Source organism: Colwellia sp. KS18-150, assembly GCF_057551365.1.
In genome coordinates, this window is the sequence record NZ_BAAJMC010000005.1 from 81,011 (window position 1) to 98,920 (window position 17,910).

General features: G+C 38.1%; 12 protein-coding genes. 9 read left to right on the plus strand and 3 right to left on the minus strand.

Annotated features, from left to right (window positions below; all coding sequences use genetic code 11):
* Position 1: 1 nt before the first annotated feature.
* The 8 genes from nuoH (at position 2) to AC27IF_RS09205 (ending at position 9,491) form a co-directional block, all read left to right on the plus strand.
* Positions 2-979: an NADH-quinone oxidoreductase subunit NuoH gene (nuoH, locus tag AC27IF_RS09170; RefSeq protein ID WP_487053841.1), complete on the plus strand. Its 978-nt coding sequence runs from the start codon at positions 2-4 to the stop codon at positions 977-979.
* Positions 972-1,550 (plus strand): NADH-quinone oxidoreductase subunit NuoI, encoded by a 579-nt coding sequence (gene nuoI / locus AC27IF_RS09175; protein ID WP_487053842.1) that lies wholly within the window; start codon positions 972-974, stop codon positions 1,548-1,550. The genes nuoH and nuoI overlap by 8 nt, the downstream gene beginning before the upstream one ends.
* The gene (gene nuoJ / locus AC27IF_RS09180; RefSeq protein ID WP_487053843.1) at positions 1,547-2,110 is read left to right on the plus strand and encodes an NADH-quinone oxidoreductase subunit J; all 564 of its coding nucleotides are present in this window, start codon (positions 1,547-1,549) and stop codon (positions 2,108-2,110) included. The genes nuoI and nuoJ overlap by 4 nt, the downstream gene beginning before the upstream one ends.
* Positions 2,107-2,415: an NADH-quinone oxidoreductase subunit NuoK gene (nuoK, locus tag AC27IF_RS09185; RefSeq protein WP_487053844.1), complete on the plus strand. Its 309-nt coding sequence runs from the start codon at positions 2,107-2,109 to the stop codon at positions 2,413-2,415. The genes nuoJ and nuoK overlap by 4 nt, the downstream gene beginning before the upstream one ends.
* Positions 2,416-2,418: 3 nt before the next feature.
* Positions 2,419-4,317 carry an NADH-quinone oxidoreductase subunit L gene (gene nuoL, locus AC27IF_RS09190; RefSeq protein ID WP_487053845.1) on the plus strand — a complete coding sequence of 633 codons (1,899 nt, stop codon included), beginning with the start codon at positions 2,419-2,421 and terminating at the stop codon, positions 4,315-4,317.
* Entirely contained in the window at positions 4,314-5,804 is a 1,491-nt protein-coding gene (locus AC27IF_RS09195; RefSeq protein WP_487053846.1) for a complex I subunit 4 family protein, read from the plus strand. Before nuoL ends, AC27IF_RS09195 begins: the two co-directional genes overlap by 4 nt.
* Entirely contained in the window at positions 5,801-7,264 is a 1,464-nt protein-coding gene (locus tag AC27IF_RS09200; protein ID WP_487053848.1) for an NADH-quinone oxidoreductase subunit N, read from the plus strand. The genes AC27IF_RS09195 and AC27IF_RS09200 overlap by 4 nt, the downstream gene beginning before the upstream one ends.
* 430 nt (positions 7,265-7,694) lie before the next feature.
* A complete protein-coding gene (locus AC27IF_RS09205) occupies positions 7,695-9,491 on the plus strand; it encodes a DEAD/DEAH box helicase (RefSeq protein WP_487053849.1) in 1,797 nt (598 codons plus the stop codon).
* 96 nt (positions 9,492-9,587) lie between these two features.
* Here AC27IF_RS09205 and AC27IF_RS09210 read toward each other — a convergent pair whose 3' ends face one another.
* Positions 9,588-11,171, minus strand: a complete 1,584-nt coding sequence (locus AC27IF_RS09210; protein WP_487053851.1) for a Ppx/GppA phosphatase family protein — start codon at positions 11,169-11,171, stop codon at positions 9,588-9,590.
* Positions 11,152-13,269: a polyphosphate kinase 1 gene (ppk1, locus tag AC27IF_RS09215; RefSeq protein WP_487053853.1), complete on the minus strand. Its 2,118-nt coding sequence runs from the start codon at positions 13,267-13,269 to the stop codon at positions 11,152-11,154. The genes AC27IF_RS09210 and ppk1 (AC27IF_RS09215) overlap by 20 nt, the downstream gene beginning before the upstream one ends.
* Positions 13,270-13,607: 338 nt before the next feature.
* Between ppk1 (AC27IF_RS09215) and acs the strand changes: the two genes are divergently transcribed.
* On the plus strand, positions 13,608-15,554 hold the full coding sequence (gene acs, locus AC27IF_RS09220) for an acetate--CoA ligase (protein ID WP_487053854.1): 1,947 nt from the start codon (positions 13,608-13,610) through the stop codon (positions 15,552-15,554).
* Between the two features lie 91 nt (positions 15,555-15,645).
* Here acs and ppk1 (AC27IF_RS09225) read toward each other — a convergent pair whose 3' ends face one another.
* Positions 15,646-17,769 carry a polyphosphate kinase 1 gene (gene ppk1 / locus AC27IF_RS09225; protein ID WP_487053855.1) on the minus strand — a complete coding sequence of 708 codons (2,124 nt, stop codon included), beginning with the start codon at positions 17,767-17,769 and terminating at the stop codon, positions 15,646-15,648.
* Positions 17,770-17,910 lie beyond the last annotated feature (141 nt).

A 17,910-nucleotide genomic window follows, 5' to 3' on the forward strand; every position in this document is an offset into this window, starting at 1 on the left:
GATGCTTGATATTTTCTTTAAACTTCTGGAAATCACGGTGATTATTGCCTTATTGATCCCTATTGCAGCCATGCTGGTGTGGGTGGAGAGAAGAATGATCGGTATTTGGCAAGATAGGTTAGGACCAAATCGTGTTGGCCCTTTTGGTATTTTGCAATCCGTAGCGGACCTGTTAAAAATACTAGGGAAAGAAGACTGGGTGCCACCTTTTAGTGACCGTTCAGTATTTATTCTTGCACCTGTTATTGGTGCTGTCTGCGTTTTAATGAGCTTTGCTGTCATGCCGTTCTCTCCTACCATTGGTGTTTCAGACTTAAATATCGGCTTACTGTTTTTCTTGGCTATGGCTTCTTTAGCTGTTTATAGCGTTGTGTTAGCGGGGTGGGCTTCAAACTCTAAATATGCCTTATTAGGAGGAATGCGTGCTGCGGCGCAAACGGTGAGTTATGAAGTCTTTATGGGGCTTTCAGTGATGGGGGTTGTTTTACTTACGGGCACCTTTAATTTAAGAGAAATAGTACTGGCACAAGAAAGTGGCTGGCTTATTCAAACACAGTTTATTGGCTTTTTTATCTTTTTAATTGCAGGAATAGCGGAAAGTCATCGACTTCCATTTGATTTACCTGAGGCCGAAACTGAGCTTACTGCAGGCTTTCATACCGAGTATTCAGGGTTAAAGTTTGCTTTATTCTTCTTAGGAGAATACTTAGGAGTAACGTTAATTTCATCTATGTCTGTGGTGCTGTTTTTTGGTGGTTGGCTAATGCCTGAGCCTTTAAATACTTGGTTACCACCATTGATGTGGTTTATTTTAAAAGTGTTCTTTTTTGTGCTGTTTTTTATTTTACTACGCACTTCATTGCCAAGGCCTCGTTTTGATCAACTGCTAAGTTTCGGTTGGAAGTACATGTTGCCATTAGCACTATTTAATTTGTTAGTGACAGGTGCATTGAAATTAACAGGGGGAGTTTATGGGTAAAGCAAACTCAACAATGGGTACATTTAAATCAGCCTTTGACATGGTGTTTAGTCAGTTAAGAACCATGGGATTAGTACTTAAACATACCTTCACGAAAGCCGATACGGTGGAATACCCTGAGCATAAACCTTATTTGGCACCAAGATATCGAGGTCGGATTGTACTAACCCGTGACCCTGACGGTGAAGAGCGCTGCGTGGGGTGTAATTTATGTGCAGCAGCGTGTCCTGTGGATTGTATCGCCTTGCAACAAACAATTGATGATGATGGTCGTAAACGTGCCGATTTTTTCCGTATTAATTTTTCACGTTGTATTCTATGTGGTTTTTGTGAGGAAGCTTGTCCTACTTACGCTATTCAGTTAACACCGGATGTCGAGTTAGCTGAATATGATCGACAAAATTTAGTATATGAAAAAGAACATTTATTGATTAAAGGTGTTGGTAAGTATCCTGATTACAGCTTTTATCGCCACAGTGGTATTGAAGTTGACATTAAAGGTGAACGCAAGAGTAAAGGTCAAGCAGCTCATGAAAAGCCGCCGGTCGATATTAAGGGGTTAATGCCATGATTTTATCACCACTACAATGGATGTTTTACTTAGCGGCATTGCTAGCTATTGTCGCTAGCTTAAAAGTTATCACTGGAAAAAACACTGTTCATTCATTACTTTATTTAGTTGTTTCTTTATTAGCGGTCGCGGTTTGCTTTTATTTAATGGGAGCCCCTTTTGCTGCAGGCTTAGAGGTTATTGTTTATGCTGGAGCCATTTTAGTCCTGTTTGTTTTTGCCATCATGATGTTTGGGTTAGGTGAAGATGAAACTCAACATGCACCTCAAGTGACTTCTTTAAATATTTGGCTTGGTCCCTCAGCTATTGCCATTATTTTACTTATCCAGTTAATTTTCGTGATTGATCATGGCGGCTTACAAACTAAATTAACGGCTAATGTCATCAGTGCAAAGCAGGTTGGTATTTTATTGTATGGACCGTATTTATTAGCGGTAGAAATTGCTTCTTTTTTATTGTTGGCAGGATTAATCGCGGGTTATCACTTTGCTAAACCTGAAGGGCAAGATGAGCATTTGCGACTACTGCAATCGAATCATGAAAGGGAGAGTAATAAATGAGTGCTATCCCCTTAAGTCACATTTTAATATTAGCGAGTATTCTTTTTACCATAGGTTTTGTGGGGGTGATTGTTCGTAAAAATACCCTGTTTATGTTGATGAGTTTAGAGGTGATGCTAAATGCTGTTGGTGTGGCTTTTATTGGCGCAGGCAGTGCTTGGCAACAAGCTGATGGACAAGTGATGTTTATATTGATTTTAACGCTTGCTGCGGCAGAAGTGGCGGTTGGATTAGCGCTACTCATTCAAATGCAAAGACGGTTTAAGTCTCTTGATATTGATTTACTTAGTAAGTTGAAGGGGTAGAAAATGTCTGAATCTACGACGACCACCTTACTGTCTTTATTGCCTTTTTATCCGTTAGTGAGTTTTTTAATACTTATTATCTTTGCTAAACGCTTGTCATGGCAGTTAGCCGCTAGCATTAGCGTGGGTGCTATGATGTTAAGCACCTTGTCTAGTTTTATCATTATCCAAGATGTTACCTATGATGCTCCGGTGATCACTGCGCATTTATGGACATGGTTTACCTTATTAAACAACGAAAATATCAATATTAGTTTTTATCTTGATGGTCTAGCTGCTGTGATGATTTGTGTTGTTTCGGGCATTGGCTTGCTTATCCATGTTTTTGCTGCTGCTTACATGAAAAGTGATGAAAACTTCACACGATTCATGGCTTATATGAATCTATTTATTGTCGCAATGTTAATTCTAGTATTAGCCGATAATTTAGTCTTGCTTTATTTGGGGTGGGAAGGTGTTGGTTTATGTAGCTTTTTACTTATCGGCTTTTGGTATCAGGAAAGAGAAAACGTCTTAGCTGCCAGAAAAGCTTTCATCGTGACTCGTATTGGAGACACCGCTCTGGCAATTGGCTTATTTATGATTTTTAAAGAAGTCGGCAGCTTGACGATTACAGATGTAAATTATAATGCCAGAGTATTATGGATTGCCGGTGACTCAGCACCTTATTGGATAGCGTTATTATTATTAGGGGGAGCGGTTGGCAAGTCAGCACAGTTACCGCTACAAACTTGGTTGCCGGATGCTATGGCCGGGCCTACGCCCGTCAGCGCATTAATTCACGCGGCTACCATGGTAACTGCGGGTGTCTATTTAATTGCCCGGATGAATGGCATATTTTTATTAGCACCAGAGGTGATGAATTATGTCGCTTGGATAGGCGCATTAACCTTATTGTTAGCAGGCTTTGCAGCATTAGCACAAAGTGATATTAAACGGGTTTTAGCTTATTCAACGATGAGCCAAATAGGTTATATGATGCTGTCTCTAGGCGCGGGTGCCTTTTCTGCGGGGGTTTTTCACTTAATGACCCATGCTTTTTTTAAAGCATTATTATTTTTAACTGCTGGCGCCATTATCTTAGCCTTACATCATCAACAAAACCTTTTTAAAATGGGGGGCTTGTTAAAGAAATTACCTTTTGAGTCGGCATTATTTTCAATAGGGTTGATTTGCTTAATGGCATTACCTGGCAGCTCAGGTTTTTTCTCTAAAGAAGCGATCATTGCTCAGCTTTATTCATCAAATACTGCGGGGCCGTTGTTGTGGGGTTGCGCAATTATTGGCGCGTTTATAACGAGTGTATATAGTTGCCGATTATTCTTTTTGGCATTTTTAGGGAATAGCCGTTTTTCAACCAGTCTGCAGCCATCTACTAGTAAGCTATTAAAATTATCTCTTATCGTATTAGCCATATTGTCCATTGTTGGCGGTGCTTTCTCGACTAGTTTAGAAACAAGTTTAGCACCTGTGTTTGCACTGGCGCCAAAAATTGAATTGCTGAACGAACCCGCATGGTTGCATAGTGTTGCTATAGCAACGCCTTTTTTGGGGATCCTTTTTTCTTGGTTCTATTTTAGTCATTATCGCGTTGATCATCAGCTTACTCTTCATGAAAACTCTAATTCTATAGCTAAATTCTGCCGCTCAGGGCTCGGTTTTGACTTTTTTTATCGTTGGCTTTTAGTTAACCCATATTGTGCTTTAGCTAAATTAAACCGCCGCGATGTTTTTGATCAACTCATAATGCTCAACGCTTGGTATGTTTCACTGTGGCGAGATGTTTTGGTAAGTAGTCAGCATGGAAAAATACGTTGGTATGCCGGTGCTATCGGTATGGCCACGTTGTTTTTCTTATTAATGCTAGTGTTTGCAGACTTTTCTGTGGAGGCAAAGCAATGAATATTACGTTAATCATGTGTTCATTAGTTTTTGCTGGGGCACTTGCTTGTTTTTTTGAAGGCATAAAACCTAAAAGTGCTCGATATGTTTCATTAGTATCAGTGTTATTAATCACTTTATTTTTTGTCTACTCAATCATTAGTAGTGACTCCAGTATTAATTTTAATCAATTATATGTATTAGAACGTATTAGCTGGATTGAAAGCTTTAACATTGAATACGCTTTAGCGGTAGATAATTTAAGCCTTGTATTAGTGTCGTTGACACTATTTTTAACCCTTATTTGTATTTTAGTCTCTTGGCAAGAAATTAAAGAAAAGGCGGGCTTTTATTATTTCAACCTATTAATTTCAATTGCCGGGATTGTTGGCGTTTTTACTGCTATTGATATGTTTTTGTTTTTCTTTTTTTGGGAAGTTATGTTGTTACCTATGACAGCATTAATTGCTATTTGGGGGCATGAAAATAGGCATTTTGCAGCGATTAAATTTTTCATTTTTACACAGGTGAGTAGTTTATTAATGTTGGTGGCTATCATCGCTATGGCTGCTATTCATAAAGAACAAATAGGGCAGTGGAGTTTCTTTTATCAAGATTGGTTAATGCTTGCGCTGCCGTTATCGTTAACTCAGTATTTAATGCTAGGCTTCTTCATTGCTTTTGCTGTTAAGCTGCCTAGTGTGCCGGTTCATTCTTGGTTACCAGATGCTCATACTCAAGCGCCAACGGCGGGCAGTGTTTTATTGGCAGGTGTACTATTAAAAACCGGTGCCTATGGCCTGATTCGCTTTGTTATTCAGCTTTTCCCAGAGGCAAGCATAAACTTTGCGCCTATTGCAGCAACATTAGGTGTCGTGAGTATCTTATATGGCGCTAAAATGGCGTTTGCGCAGCAAGATTTCAAACGTTTAGTTGCTTATAGTAGTATCAGTCACATGGGATTCGTGATGCTGGCGTTATTCTCTTTTAATGCTCTTGCTTACCAAGGGGCAATATTTACCCTCGTCGCTCACGGTTTAAGCAGTGCCGCACTCTTTTCATTGGCTGGCATGATTTATAGCCGTATCCATTCTAGGAACTTAGTCGATATGGGCGGTTTCTGGTTAAGTGCGCCACGTATGGGTGGTTTTGCTTTGGCTTTTGCTGCTGCCGCTTTTGGTTTACCTGGTTTAGCTAATTTTGTTGCTGAGTTTTTATCTTTAGTAGGAGCTTTTCAGGTCTACCCTGTATTAACTATATGTGCTGCTTTGGGTCTTATTGGCTCAGCCATTTATGGCATGGTGTTATTTCAAAATAGCTTTCAGGGCAGTTTAGGCTCTCGTAAAAAGGATAGTTTTACTGAGTTGTCAATTAGAGAGCTTGTTGTGTGCACTTCATTAACATTTTTACTGATTGTACTTGGCTTCTTCCCAAGTTTAGTTCTTGATTTATTTCAAGAAAATCAGCTTGTGCTTGTGGTAGATGAGTTATCAGGAGTTCAGTCATGACAGTTACTATGATTTATCATTTACTACCATTATTGATCCTAGCATTTGGTATTGTGTTATCACTAATGTTGGTGGCTTGGCGTCGCTCTCAAAAACTTATTCTAATTTTTACTCTGGCAATTTTTTTATGCACACTGATCGCAAGTATTTTATTACCAATAACAATTGGAGATAGTGTTCAGGTAACACCGTTATTAAAAGTTGATAGTTATGGAAGCTTTGCTTTTATTTTGGTGTTGATAGCGAGCATCTCAGTAAGTTTGTTAAGCTCAAAATGGCTTGCCAGTAGTTTAGAAGAGTACGATGAATATTTTATTTTAATTCAATTGGTTGCATTAGGTGCAGGTATTTTGGTGATGAGTGATCATTACGCGGCATTATTTTTAGGCTTTGAATTATTGAGCATAGCGCTCGTTGGGTTAGTCGGTTATGGGAAAAACTGTCAGTTCAGTGTCGAAACTTCATTTAAGTACTTAATTTTAAGTGCCTGTGCCTCGAGCTTTATGTTACTGGGAATTGCCTTTATTTATAGTCAAACGGGATCGTTAAGGTTTGAATCTCTTAATTTAAAATCTGGTTATGAGCTGTTTTATCAAGCCGGCATGCTGTTATTTTTAGTGGGCGTGGCTTTTAAATTATCGCTAGCACCATTTCATTTTTGGACGCCAGATGTTTATCAAGGAGCGCCATTACCAATAACATTATTACTAGCGACAGTGTCAAAGGTTTCTATCTTTATCGTGCTGATGAAATGCTGGTTTAGTCAAGCCTATTTAATGCCAGTGCAAGCACATAATGAGGCGATGTTTTCATTGATAAGTCTCTTAGCTATAACCTCGATGCTTGTGGGGAATAGTTTAGCGTTGAGACAAGAGAATATTAAACGCATACTCGCATACTCTTCTATTGCTCATATGGGCTATTTACTTATCGTGTTGTTAATCATTTCCCCAAAAAGTACTACTCTAGCTTGGCAAAGCGCATTGTTTTATTTATCTGCCTATATTTTAGCAACCATCTCTATATTTACAGCGCTCATGTTAACCCAAGATAAAAAGGAAGATTCTGCTGCGAAAATTAAAGATTGGCAGGGACTATTTTGGCAGCGCCGTTCGTTAGCTTTATTGATTATTATTGCTGTACTTAGTTTAGCGGGTATTCCATTAACCGCAGGATTTATCGGTAAGTTTTACTTGTTAAATATTGCAGTGCAAGCACAGCAATGGTGGTTGATTGGTGCTTTAATTATCGGTAGTGGTATAGCTTTATTTTATTACCTCAACATGATTTTTGTATTGTTTCATCTTGAGCCTAAGCTTAATGAAAATAGAGATGGAAAAAGTAGCGCTTTCGTTGAAGTTTCTATGGTGAGTCAAGTTGCTATATATTGCTTAGTATTACTTGGACTTTATTGGGGAGTATTTCCTGATACGCTTAGTCAGCTATTTGCGGCGCAGTAAAAATAAGCATTTAAATAATTTAACTTCTTGCAGTTGTGCTTAATCTCTGTATAATGCGCGCCTCGATGAAGGGATGTTGGTTTTTTCAACAAAACCACAAAAAACACCTAATATTAATTAACATTAGGTAGTCGCTTACTAGTGAATATGTGAAAAGTAAGCCCGTCGAAATGAGTAGGGGTTTTCCGCCCAATAGACTTGCCCAGCTAGTGAATTTCATTACTAGCAAGAAATATAGCGTGACAGAACGCTATGCGCCTTAAGTCTTCCTGGTGGTTTCCTCGTAGATATACGCAGGTTAAAGACTTAGCAATTTAAAATTTAGACCGTTCAATCAACTTCCGTAACTAATGTTGCGTTTGAAGATGAGTCTCATTTGTCAAAATTTTAGTCACGCAAGCTATACCTGCCTTGAGAAGATGACATATAAATGACTGATCAAACAAACACTCAAAGCAACGAAACAGTTGGCTTTGATTCATTAGGCTTGCCTGAAAATTTATTAACTGCTATCACCAACATTGGTTTTAGCGCTGCTACTGCAATTCAAGCACAAACCATCCCGCACCTTCTAGAAGGTAAAGATGTTTTAGGTGAAGCGCAAACAGGTACAGGTAAAACCGCCGCTTTCGGTTTACCGGCTTTAGCAAAAATTGATACCTCTATCAAAAAACCACAATTAATGGTGTTAGCACCAACACGTGAATTAGCAATGCAAGTTGCTGAAGCAATTGAATCTTTCGGTAAAAACATGAAAGGTTTACGTGTTGCGACCTTATATGGTGGCCAATCATATGGACCACAATTTCAACAACTAGAGCGTGGCGCTCAAGTGGTTGTTGGTACTCCTGGTCGTTTGATGGATCACTTACGCCGTAAGAGCTTGAAGTTAGCTGATTTAAGAGTATGTGTTCTTGATGAAGCGGATGAAATGTTAAACATGGGCTTTTTAGAAGATATTCAATGGATTTTGGATCACCTTCCTAAAACAACACAAATGTGTTTATTTTCAGCGACTATGCCACCAGCAATTCGTAAGATTGCTAACCGTTTCTTAAAAGATCCTGAGCACATTAAAATAGCTGCTGTTAAAAAAGCGAAAGCCAATATTACTCAATATGCCTGGAAAGTTGGCGGCATTACTAAGATGACCGCTTTAGAGCGTATTGCTGAAATTGTTGATTATGATGCCATGATTATTTTTGTGCGTACTCGTAACGATACTGTTGATGTTGCTGAAAAGTTAGAACGTGCAGGTTACCCTGCATTAGCGTTAAATGGTGACATGAACCAAGCACAACGTGAACGTACTATTGATCAAATGAAATCAGGTAAATCATCTATTTTAGTGGCAACTGATGTTGTTGCTCGTGGTTTAGATATTCCTCGTATCTCTTTGGTTATCAATTACGACTTACCGGGCGACAATGAAGCCTACGTGCACCGTATAGGTCGTACAGGTCGTGCTGGTCGTGAAGGTACATCAATTGCGTTTGTACGTCCTCGTGAAATGTATTCATTACGTCATTATGAGCGTTTAACGTCTGGCAAAGTGAATATGTACGAATTACCAAATATTCAAGAGCTTGGTAAGAAGCGTATTGAGCGTGCTCGTACTGAAATTGCAGGTATTGTTGAAGCGAAAGATCTTGCTAATATGCGAGAAATTATTGAAACAATGGCTGGCGAGTCTGAAATGTCTATGCTGGATTTAGCAGCAGCTTTATTATATCAAAAGCAGCTTAAGCAGCCATTACAGCCAAAAGAAGATCCTAAGCCTCGTCGTGATGCCCGTGAAAATAATCGCGATAGAAATGGTCGTGACCGTAATGATCGTGGTCGTGACAGTCGTCGTGATGCTCGTGGTGAGAAAGGTGGTCAACGTGGCTCACGTGATGAAAGACCTCGCAAAGCTAAAGTTAACCGTAATGATGTTGACTGGCAGACGTATCGCCTAGAAGTAGGTAAAGAGCATGGCGCTCGTCCTGGTGATATCGTTGGTGCAATCGCTAATGAAATATCGTTAGATAGTAGCTACATCGGTGCGATTAACTTACATGATAAGCATAGTTTCGTTCAATTACCAAAAGGTATACCAGCGGACTTGTTCAAGCAATTAAAAGGTGTGCGTGTACGTCGTCAACCTTTAGCTATTAGTGCATCAGAAGAGCAAGTTGCTAGTCAACGCCCTCGCCGTCGCACTGAGAGACCAGCTCGAAACAATTAATTATTGCTTTAAGCTTTAAAAAAAAGACGCTTTAGCGTCTTTTTTTATGCCTGTTATTTTAGTAGAAATTACACTAAACTTGGGAACTCAACTAAACTATGCTGATTTTATTGTCAGCTCTATCCCGATGGTTTTAAGTGCTTGTTGTTCGAAAAACAAATCACTATCTACAATTGGTCGAGCTAATAGCCAGTCACGATCAAAAGTTAATTGTAAAGAGTTAGAGCCTACTCTAACAAGAGGAAGAGGTACATCACTGAGTTGACGTTGTTGGTTGAGTAAAATCGATATTCTTAATAATGCACAAACTTTTGTCAGCCCTTGGGATTTAATCTGATAGTTTTTTAATACATTATGAGAAGAAACACTTTTTCGTTGGCGTAATATTAACCAAGCTAATGCTTGCTGTTGCTCTTGGTTAAAGCCAGCGAGATCCGTTTGTTCAATAATATATTGCCCGTGTTTATGGTAGCTAGAGGCATTAATATTCATACCAATTTCATGTAACAAGGCGGCCCAGGAGAGTAATTGTTCATATATAGTTGCCGATATTTTCCATGGTTTTGCACAGTGTTCATATAAAGATTGTGCGAGATGTTCAACACTATTCGCTTGTTCGTTATCGACAGGAAAACGCTCACTTAAGTTTTTTATCGTCTTGTGCTGTATATCGTCGTGCTTACTAACTAATTCATTATTTTCATCGGTATTAAGTTGTGGAATACTTTCAAATTGCTCAAACAGTACCCCTTCTCGAAGCGCATAATTACAATAATGTAATTCATCAATAGATAAGGTTTCCATAAGTGCAATCAAAATTGATAAACCTGCACAAATTACATCACGACGATTCTCTTTCAGGCCTTTTAAATTGATGTTATCTACTTGGCCAAAATCAATGAGTTGCTGTTTTAAGACATAAAGATCTTTTAATGTGATGGGAAGATCTATATTTTCTGTGTTTTTACTTTTATCTTTGTGTGGAAAATTCACCAATAGGTGAATAGCTTTTATCGTACCTGACGTTCCTGTTGCAACTGTCCAGCCGGTTTTTTTAAAGCGTTTTATAATTGAGCTGATTTGATGATTAGCAGAGTGTATAGCATTTTTAAACTGCTTTTTAGTGATAGATTTATCGGCAAAAAATGCTTGCGTATAATTAACGCAACCCATGGTTAAACTATCTAATGCTTTGGTTTGATAGTTCTTTCCGATCACACATTCTGTGCTGCCGCCGCCAATATCGACAACTAAACGTTGCTCGGCAGGCTGTAGACTACGTGCTACTCCTTGGTATATTAGCCTAGCTTCCTCATGACCTGAAATAACTTCTATCGGAAAGGGAAATACTTTTTCAGCGGCATCGAGAAAGGCTTGACGATTTTTAGCTTGCCTTAAGGTGAATGTTGCCACCACACGAAAATTTTTAGGAGAAAGATTCTGTACTGTGGTTGCAAGGCTTTCGAGGGTAGTAACACCGCGTATTATCGCTTCATCACTTAGGTTATTTTCTTCATCTAAACCATCAGCTAATTTTACCCGATACTTTTCAGCATGTAACACTTGCAAGTGTTGGTCAATGATACGTCCATAAACAAAATGAAAGCTGTTTGAACCCATATCAAGGGCAGCAATATAGTTGTCAGGAATAATGTTTTCATCACTGTTTTTTGGCTTCATTTAGCTCTTCTTGTTGTAAAAAGTCATAGATGGCAAATTGTGAACGTATTGATGGTTTGTTCTCTTTCTTTTTAACAAAGGTATTGCTTAGTTCTTTATCAATAATTCTAGCTTTTACGTTATCTTGCAAATGTAAATTAAGAATATGAATTATACGAGATTTTAACTTTTCATCATAGATGGGACAAGCAACTTCTACCCTGTGATCTATGTTACGTGCCATCCAGTCAGCAGAGCTAATATAAACGAGTGGTTTATTGTTGTTGTGAAATAACATCACTCTAGGGTGCTCTAAAAAGCGATCGATAATTGAGATAACATTGATGTTTTCACTTAACGCTTTTACTTGAGGTATCAGTGAGCACATTCCTCGGATGATGAGGTTTATTTTCACACCAGCCTGGCTGGCGCTATAAAGGCGGTTTACTAAGCCAGTATCAACTAGGTTATTTAACTTTAATGTGATCAGTGCTTTATTGCCGTTGCTAGCATTTTGAATTTCCCCATCAATTAAACTATAAAGTCTACGCCTTGATGTTAGCGGGGAGACAATAAGGTGATTAAAGCGGTAGCGTTTATAACTGTGGGAAACAAATGAAAAGGTGTTAGCAACTTCTTGGCAAATCTCTTTATGGCGAGTAAATAAAGCAAAGTCGGTATATACACGGGCATTATTCTCATGAAAATTTCCTGTACCAATGTGCGCATATTGCACCAATTTTTCGTCTTCCATACGAGTAATTAAGCACAACTTAGAGTGGATTTTTAAAGTTTCAATACCAAATTCAACTTCAATGCCTGCATCTTTCATTACTTTAGCCCAGTTGATATTGGCTTCTTCATCAAATCGAGCTCGAAGTTCAATCACGACAGTAACTTGTTTGCCATTTTTAACCGCTTCAATAAGTGAGGGGATAATACGTGAGTTTTTAGCCACTCGATAAATATTAATGTGTATTTGTCTTACTTTGGGATCGAATGCTGCTTGGCGAATAAACTCGGTGAAATGGTTAAAATTATAGTAAGGGTAATAAAGTAAGATGTCTTGTTGGCTAATTGCCGAGAAAACGGATGGAAAATCAGTAAATTGTGTCGACAGTAGCGATGGAAAATTATCTGTGTTGAGTGAACGCTCATTAAAATGAGGGAAATTAATGAAATCTTTAAAATACCGATAACTTCCACCAGCAACAATATTATCTAATTCTTTTATTTTTAGTGATTTTTTTAAAAATTTCACCATATAATTTGGCATGTCTCTATCGTGAACTAACCGGACTAAATCTGCTTTTAAGCGCTGCTTTAAGCCCTTAGACATTTGATTAAGTAAACTTTCATCAAGCTCATCGGTTAAGTTGTATTCGGCATCTCTTGTTAATTTCATCGAGTAAGCTTCAAGTTTTATATAGTCGAAGACTCCACAAAACACTTTGTCCATAAAGTGCTTAACTATATCGTCTAACAACATCACTTTATGTATTTTTGATTTTGTATCTTCTTTAGGGATCTCAATAAATCGCTTTACTCTATCTCTAGGTATCTCAACTAAAGCGAACTGTGTTTTTTCTTGCTGATTTAAAGCCACTAGAAAATAGATGCCATCATCATCTAAACAGGCTGAAAACTGCGTGTTTGACTGGATTATTATCGGGGTGATGTGGTGAATAACTTGCTCAGTAAAGTACAGCTCTAGCCATTGATACTGCTTGTTTGATAAACGTGATTTTAGTGTTTTATTGTTATCAGCAAAAATAATTTCAATATTATGTGCGGCTAATTCAATAAATACCTGTTGGCTAATTGTTTTAAATTTTTCTGATGATTGAGCGACTAGAGTAAGTGTTTTTTTCAATAAATTGATGGCCTTAGTATTATCAGAGTCCGTGGTGTCGGTATTTTGGGCTGCCTCTAGTAGTGCACGGCGTCTAACATCGGCAACTTGTACTCGAAAAAACTCATCTAAATTGGCTGAATATATGCCAAGAAAGTGGATTCTTTCAATGATTGCGACAGATTTATTATCAGCTTCTTGTAGAACACGCTCATTAAAAGCCAACCAACTTATTTCTTTATCAACATATTTCTCAATGTCTTTCATATTGCTATGCCATTAATTTCATTAAATAAAAAATAGGATAAATAATTGCTACAGTCAAATGACAGCGGTGTCATTATGTGTTTTAATATGATAAAGGCTGCTGAACTCTCGAGATTGATTTTGCAGCGAATAACAATAGTCCCGAGTAACAATATTTGCTATTAGTACTGAAGATTATTACGCTTTGTTTTGTCACAGTAGTATACAATTTAAACACTCTTTTATATTTAAGACTAAAGGCGTATATAAAAGTTAACGTAAAATAATTAGCATTGAGTTAACCTCATTTTAATATAAAAATTACTGAATTGGGCTAAAGGCCCCCGAAGGAAGATCTCATGAATGAATTAAAACCTTGTTATCCGGTATCAGAGAAAGCTAAAGCGCACACACATATTGATAGTGCAACTTATGATGCAATGTATAAACAATCTATTGAGCAACCAGATGTTTTTTGGGGCGAACAAGCGAAAGAGTTTATTGATTGGTATCAACCATGGGATAGTGTTAGCAAAGTTGATTTGACAAACTCTGAAATTAACTGGTTCTCAGGAGCCAAGCTAAATGTGAGTTATAATTGTATTGACCGTCACTTAGCCACGAAAGCCAATGATACCGCAATCATTTTTGAAGGGGATGACCCAAGTGATGATTTGAAAGTCACTTTTCAAGAGCTACACGATCATGTATGTCGTTTTGCGAACTTATTAAAAGCACGCGGTGTTAAAAAGGGCGATCGAGTTTGTATTTATATGCCAATGATCCCTGAAGTCGGTTATGCCATGTTAGCGTGTGCTCGAATTGGTGCTATCCACTCGGTTGTTTTCGGTGGCTTCTCTACAGAATCTATTAAAGCCCGTGTGCTAGATGCTGATTGTCAGGTAGTGATTACTGCTGATGAATCTGTACGAGGTGGTAAACGAATTCCGTTAAAAGCCAATGTTGATGCTGCTATTGCTGATTGTCCTAATGTTCACTCCGTGGTAGTAGTTACTAGAACAGGTGGCGATGTTGCTTGGAATGAAAAAGTCGACATTAATTATCAAGAAGCCGTTGCTGATTTACCGGCGGTTTGTGAGCCAGAAATAATGGACGCAGAAGATCCATTATTTATTCTATATACCTCAGGCTCAACAGGTACTCCAAAAGGCGTTGTTCACTCTTGTGGTGGTTACATTTTATATGCTGCCATGACCCACAAATATGTCTTTGATTACAAAGAAGGCGAAATATACTGGTGTACCGCGGATGCAGGTTGGATTACCGGTCACTCTTATATTTTCTATGGCCCATTAGCTAATGGCGCAACGACCTTAGTATTTGAAGGTGTTCCTACCTATCCTGATGCAGGACGTTTCTGGCAAGTATGTGAAAAGCATCAAGTTAATGTGTTTTATACGGCGCCAACAGCGATTCGTGCTCTAATGAGTGTGGGTGATGAGCTAGTGGAAAAAGCTGATCTTTCTTCATTACGTTTATTAGGAACTGTAGGTGAGCCAATTAACCCAGAAGCATGGCACTGGTATTATGAAGTGGTGGGTAAAAGTAATTGCCCGATTGTGGATACTTGGTGGCAAACAGAAACTGGCGGTATTTTAATTACTTCTCTGCCGGGCGCTGTAGATATGAAACCAGGTTGTGCGGGTAAGCCTTTCTTCGGTGTTCAACCGGCTTTATTTGATAAAGATGGCAATACGCTAGAAGGTGAGAACCAAGGGTTATTAGTGATGACAGCGAGTTGGCCAGGTCAGTTACGTACTGTATATGGTGACCATAACCGCTTCTATCAAACCTACTTAAGTCAATATCCAGGTAATTATTTTACTGGTGATGGTGCTAAGCGTGATGAAGATGGTTTTTATTGGATCACAGGCCGCGTTGATGACGTATTAAATGTTTCAGGTCACCGATTGGGCACAGCAGAAATTGAAAGTGCATTAGTCCTACATCCTGCTGTTGCAGAAGCGGCAGTCGTAGGTTACCCACATGAGATAAAAGGTCAGGGCGTATATTGTTATGTCACCTTGATGGCTAATGCTGAAGAGTCTGATGAACTAAACACTGAGCTTAAAGAGTTTGTTGCTAAAGAATTAGGGCGTTTTGCAAAACCTGATTACTTACAATGGGCACCTGGTTTACCTAAGACACGATCGGGTAAAATTATGCGTCGTATCTTACGTAAAATTGCTGAAAATGAAGTGGATAGTTTAGGTGATACTTCAACACTGGCTGACCCAAGTGTGGTTGAAGACTTAATTAGTAAACGTATCGTTCATTCAAGTTAATTTAGACAATTACACAAAACAATAATGAAAAGGCTGTTTTATGACAGCCTTTTTTATTTGTCTGATTCGAATCTACATGAACAAAGCCTTATTAATCAATTAATTCCAATTCTTTATCGTCGATTATCTCTTTTGGTAACACAGTTTCATCTTTACTCGACACTTGAGCTTGTTTAGCTTGAGATAAGTAATGGTGAATAGCCATTTGAGAGCGAAGCTTTTGATTACCACCAAGTTGCGGGTAGAGGTTACTTTGTTCACTATCGAGTATTCTTGCTTTGGTATTATCTTGTAATTGAATATTGATAATATCAATGATCTGTTGCTTTATTTCGTGACAATATATTGGGCAGGTCACTTCAACCCTAGCTTCGATATTACGTTTCATCCAATCGGCCGAAGAAAGTAGTACCTGCTGCGCTCCTTCTTGTTCGAAAATTGCGACTCTAGGGTGTTCAAGAAATCTATCAATAATAGAAATAACGCGAATATTTTCACTTTGATTTTTTACCCCAGAGACTAATGCGCATATACCGCGAACGATTAAATTAACCGGTACGCCAGCGTTACTGGCAAGGTAGAGTTTTTCAATCAATTGATGATCGACTAAATTATTAACCTTCAAAGTAATACCCGATTTTCTACCTCGTTTAGCAGCACAGATCTCTTGTTCTATTAACTTCTCAAATGTTGAGCGAGAGTTAATGGGGGAGACAATAAGATGGTTAAAAGTAAATTTTCTATAAGGATAATTAATAAACTCAAAGACTTGAGCAACTTCTTTTGTTATGTCAGTACGGCAAGTAAATAAGCTAAAATCTGTGTATATTCTGGCATTTTTCTCATGAAAGTTACCAGTGCCTACATGTGCATAACGCACGAGCCCTGTCTCTTCTTGACGAGTGATTAAACAAATTTTGGCATGTACCTTTAAACTAGGGATCCCAAAAGTTACTTTTGCACCCGCATTGGTAAGCACTTCAGCCCAATTTAAGTTTGCTTGTTCATCAAATCTCGCCCTTAATTCAATATTTACCGTGACTTGTTTACCATTTTTTACTGCCTCAATTAACGCCGCGATCACTCTAGATTTTTTAGCGACTCGATACAGTGATATCTCGATACTGACTACTTTGGGGTCATAAGCTGCTTGTCTTAACCACTCAGTAAAATGCGCAAACTTATGGTAAGGGTAATATAAAAGGATATCTTTTTGAGCTATTGCTTCAAATGAGTTTTGATAACGGCTGAAATTCTCATGCTCAATGGCAGGCATTTTTTCATAAGATAATGATTTGTGACCTATCTCTGGGAATTCGATAAAATCTTTGAAACTGTGATAACGGCCGCCAGAAATAAGCCCTTGATTTGAGGTGATATTTAACTTTTCTTTTAGTACAGATAGCATACTTGCTGGCATCTTTTTATCATACACCAAGCGGATAGGCTCAGCATTAATACGTTGACGTAAGCTAGTATTCATTTGCTCAAATAGGCTTTGACTAAACTCAGTACTTAAATCAAATTCAGCATCTCGAGTTAATTTCATTGAATAGGCGTGAATGTAATCAAAGTCAAAAAAGTTATCAAAAATTTGTCTAAGACTATGCCTGATAATATTGTCTAGTAATATGATGCTAGAGCCATCTACTTTGGTGTTGGTGTTTTTAGGTAACCGGACAAAACGAGGCACATTATTACTGGGGACTTCAACCAAAGCATATTGATTGATGTCGCCTTTTGTCATCGCAACCATTAAATAAGTCGCATCATCTTTAATGTTATCTTTAAGGTTGATATTTTCGGTTAAAATTAACGGGAATATATGGCGACGTAATTTATCTTTGTAGTAAGTATCAAGCCATTGCTCTTCATCTAGACTTAACTGCTTTTCATTAATTAAATGAATGTCGTGCTCAGAAAGCTTTTGCAGTAGCGTTAAATATGTATCATCAAATATCAGTTGTAGATCGATCACTTTCTGTTGAATCTGATCAAATAAGGCAATGGCAGCTTTTTTGTCTTTTGCCGATTGTGCTAGCTGAATACGTCTACTGACATTAGCGACTCTTACGCGGTAAAACTCATCCATATTACTGGAATAAATACCTAAGAATCGTAAACGCTCTAATAATGGTACATGAATATCTTGAGCTTCTTGTAAAACCCTGTGATTAAAAGACAACCAACTTAGCTCTTTCTCAAGAAATTTCATTCAACATACTCCGTTAATAATTTTGCTCATTATAGAAGGAATAGTAAAAGATGAATGTTGCAAATTAATGACTAATCGTAATGAAAGTGAAAGATTAGTAAATGAATGTATTAGTTAGGAATTAGTTCATTGTTCGTACAT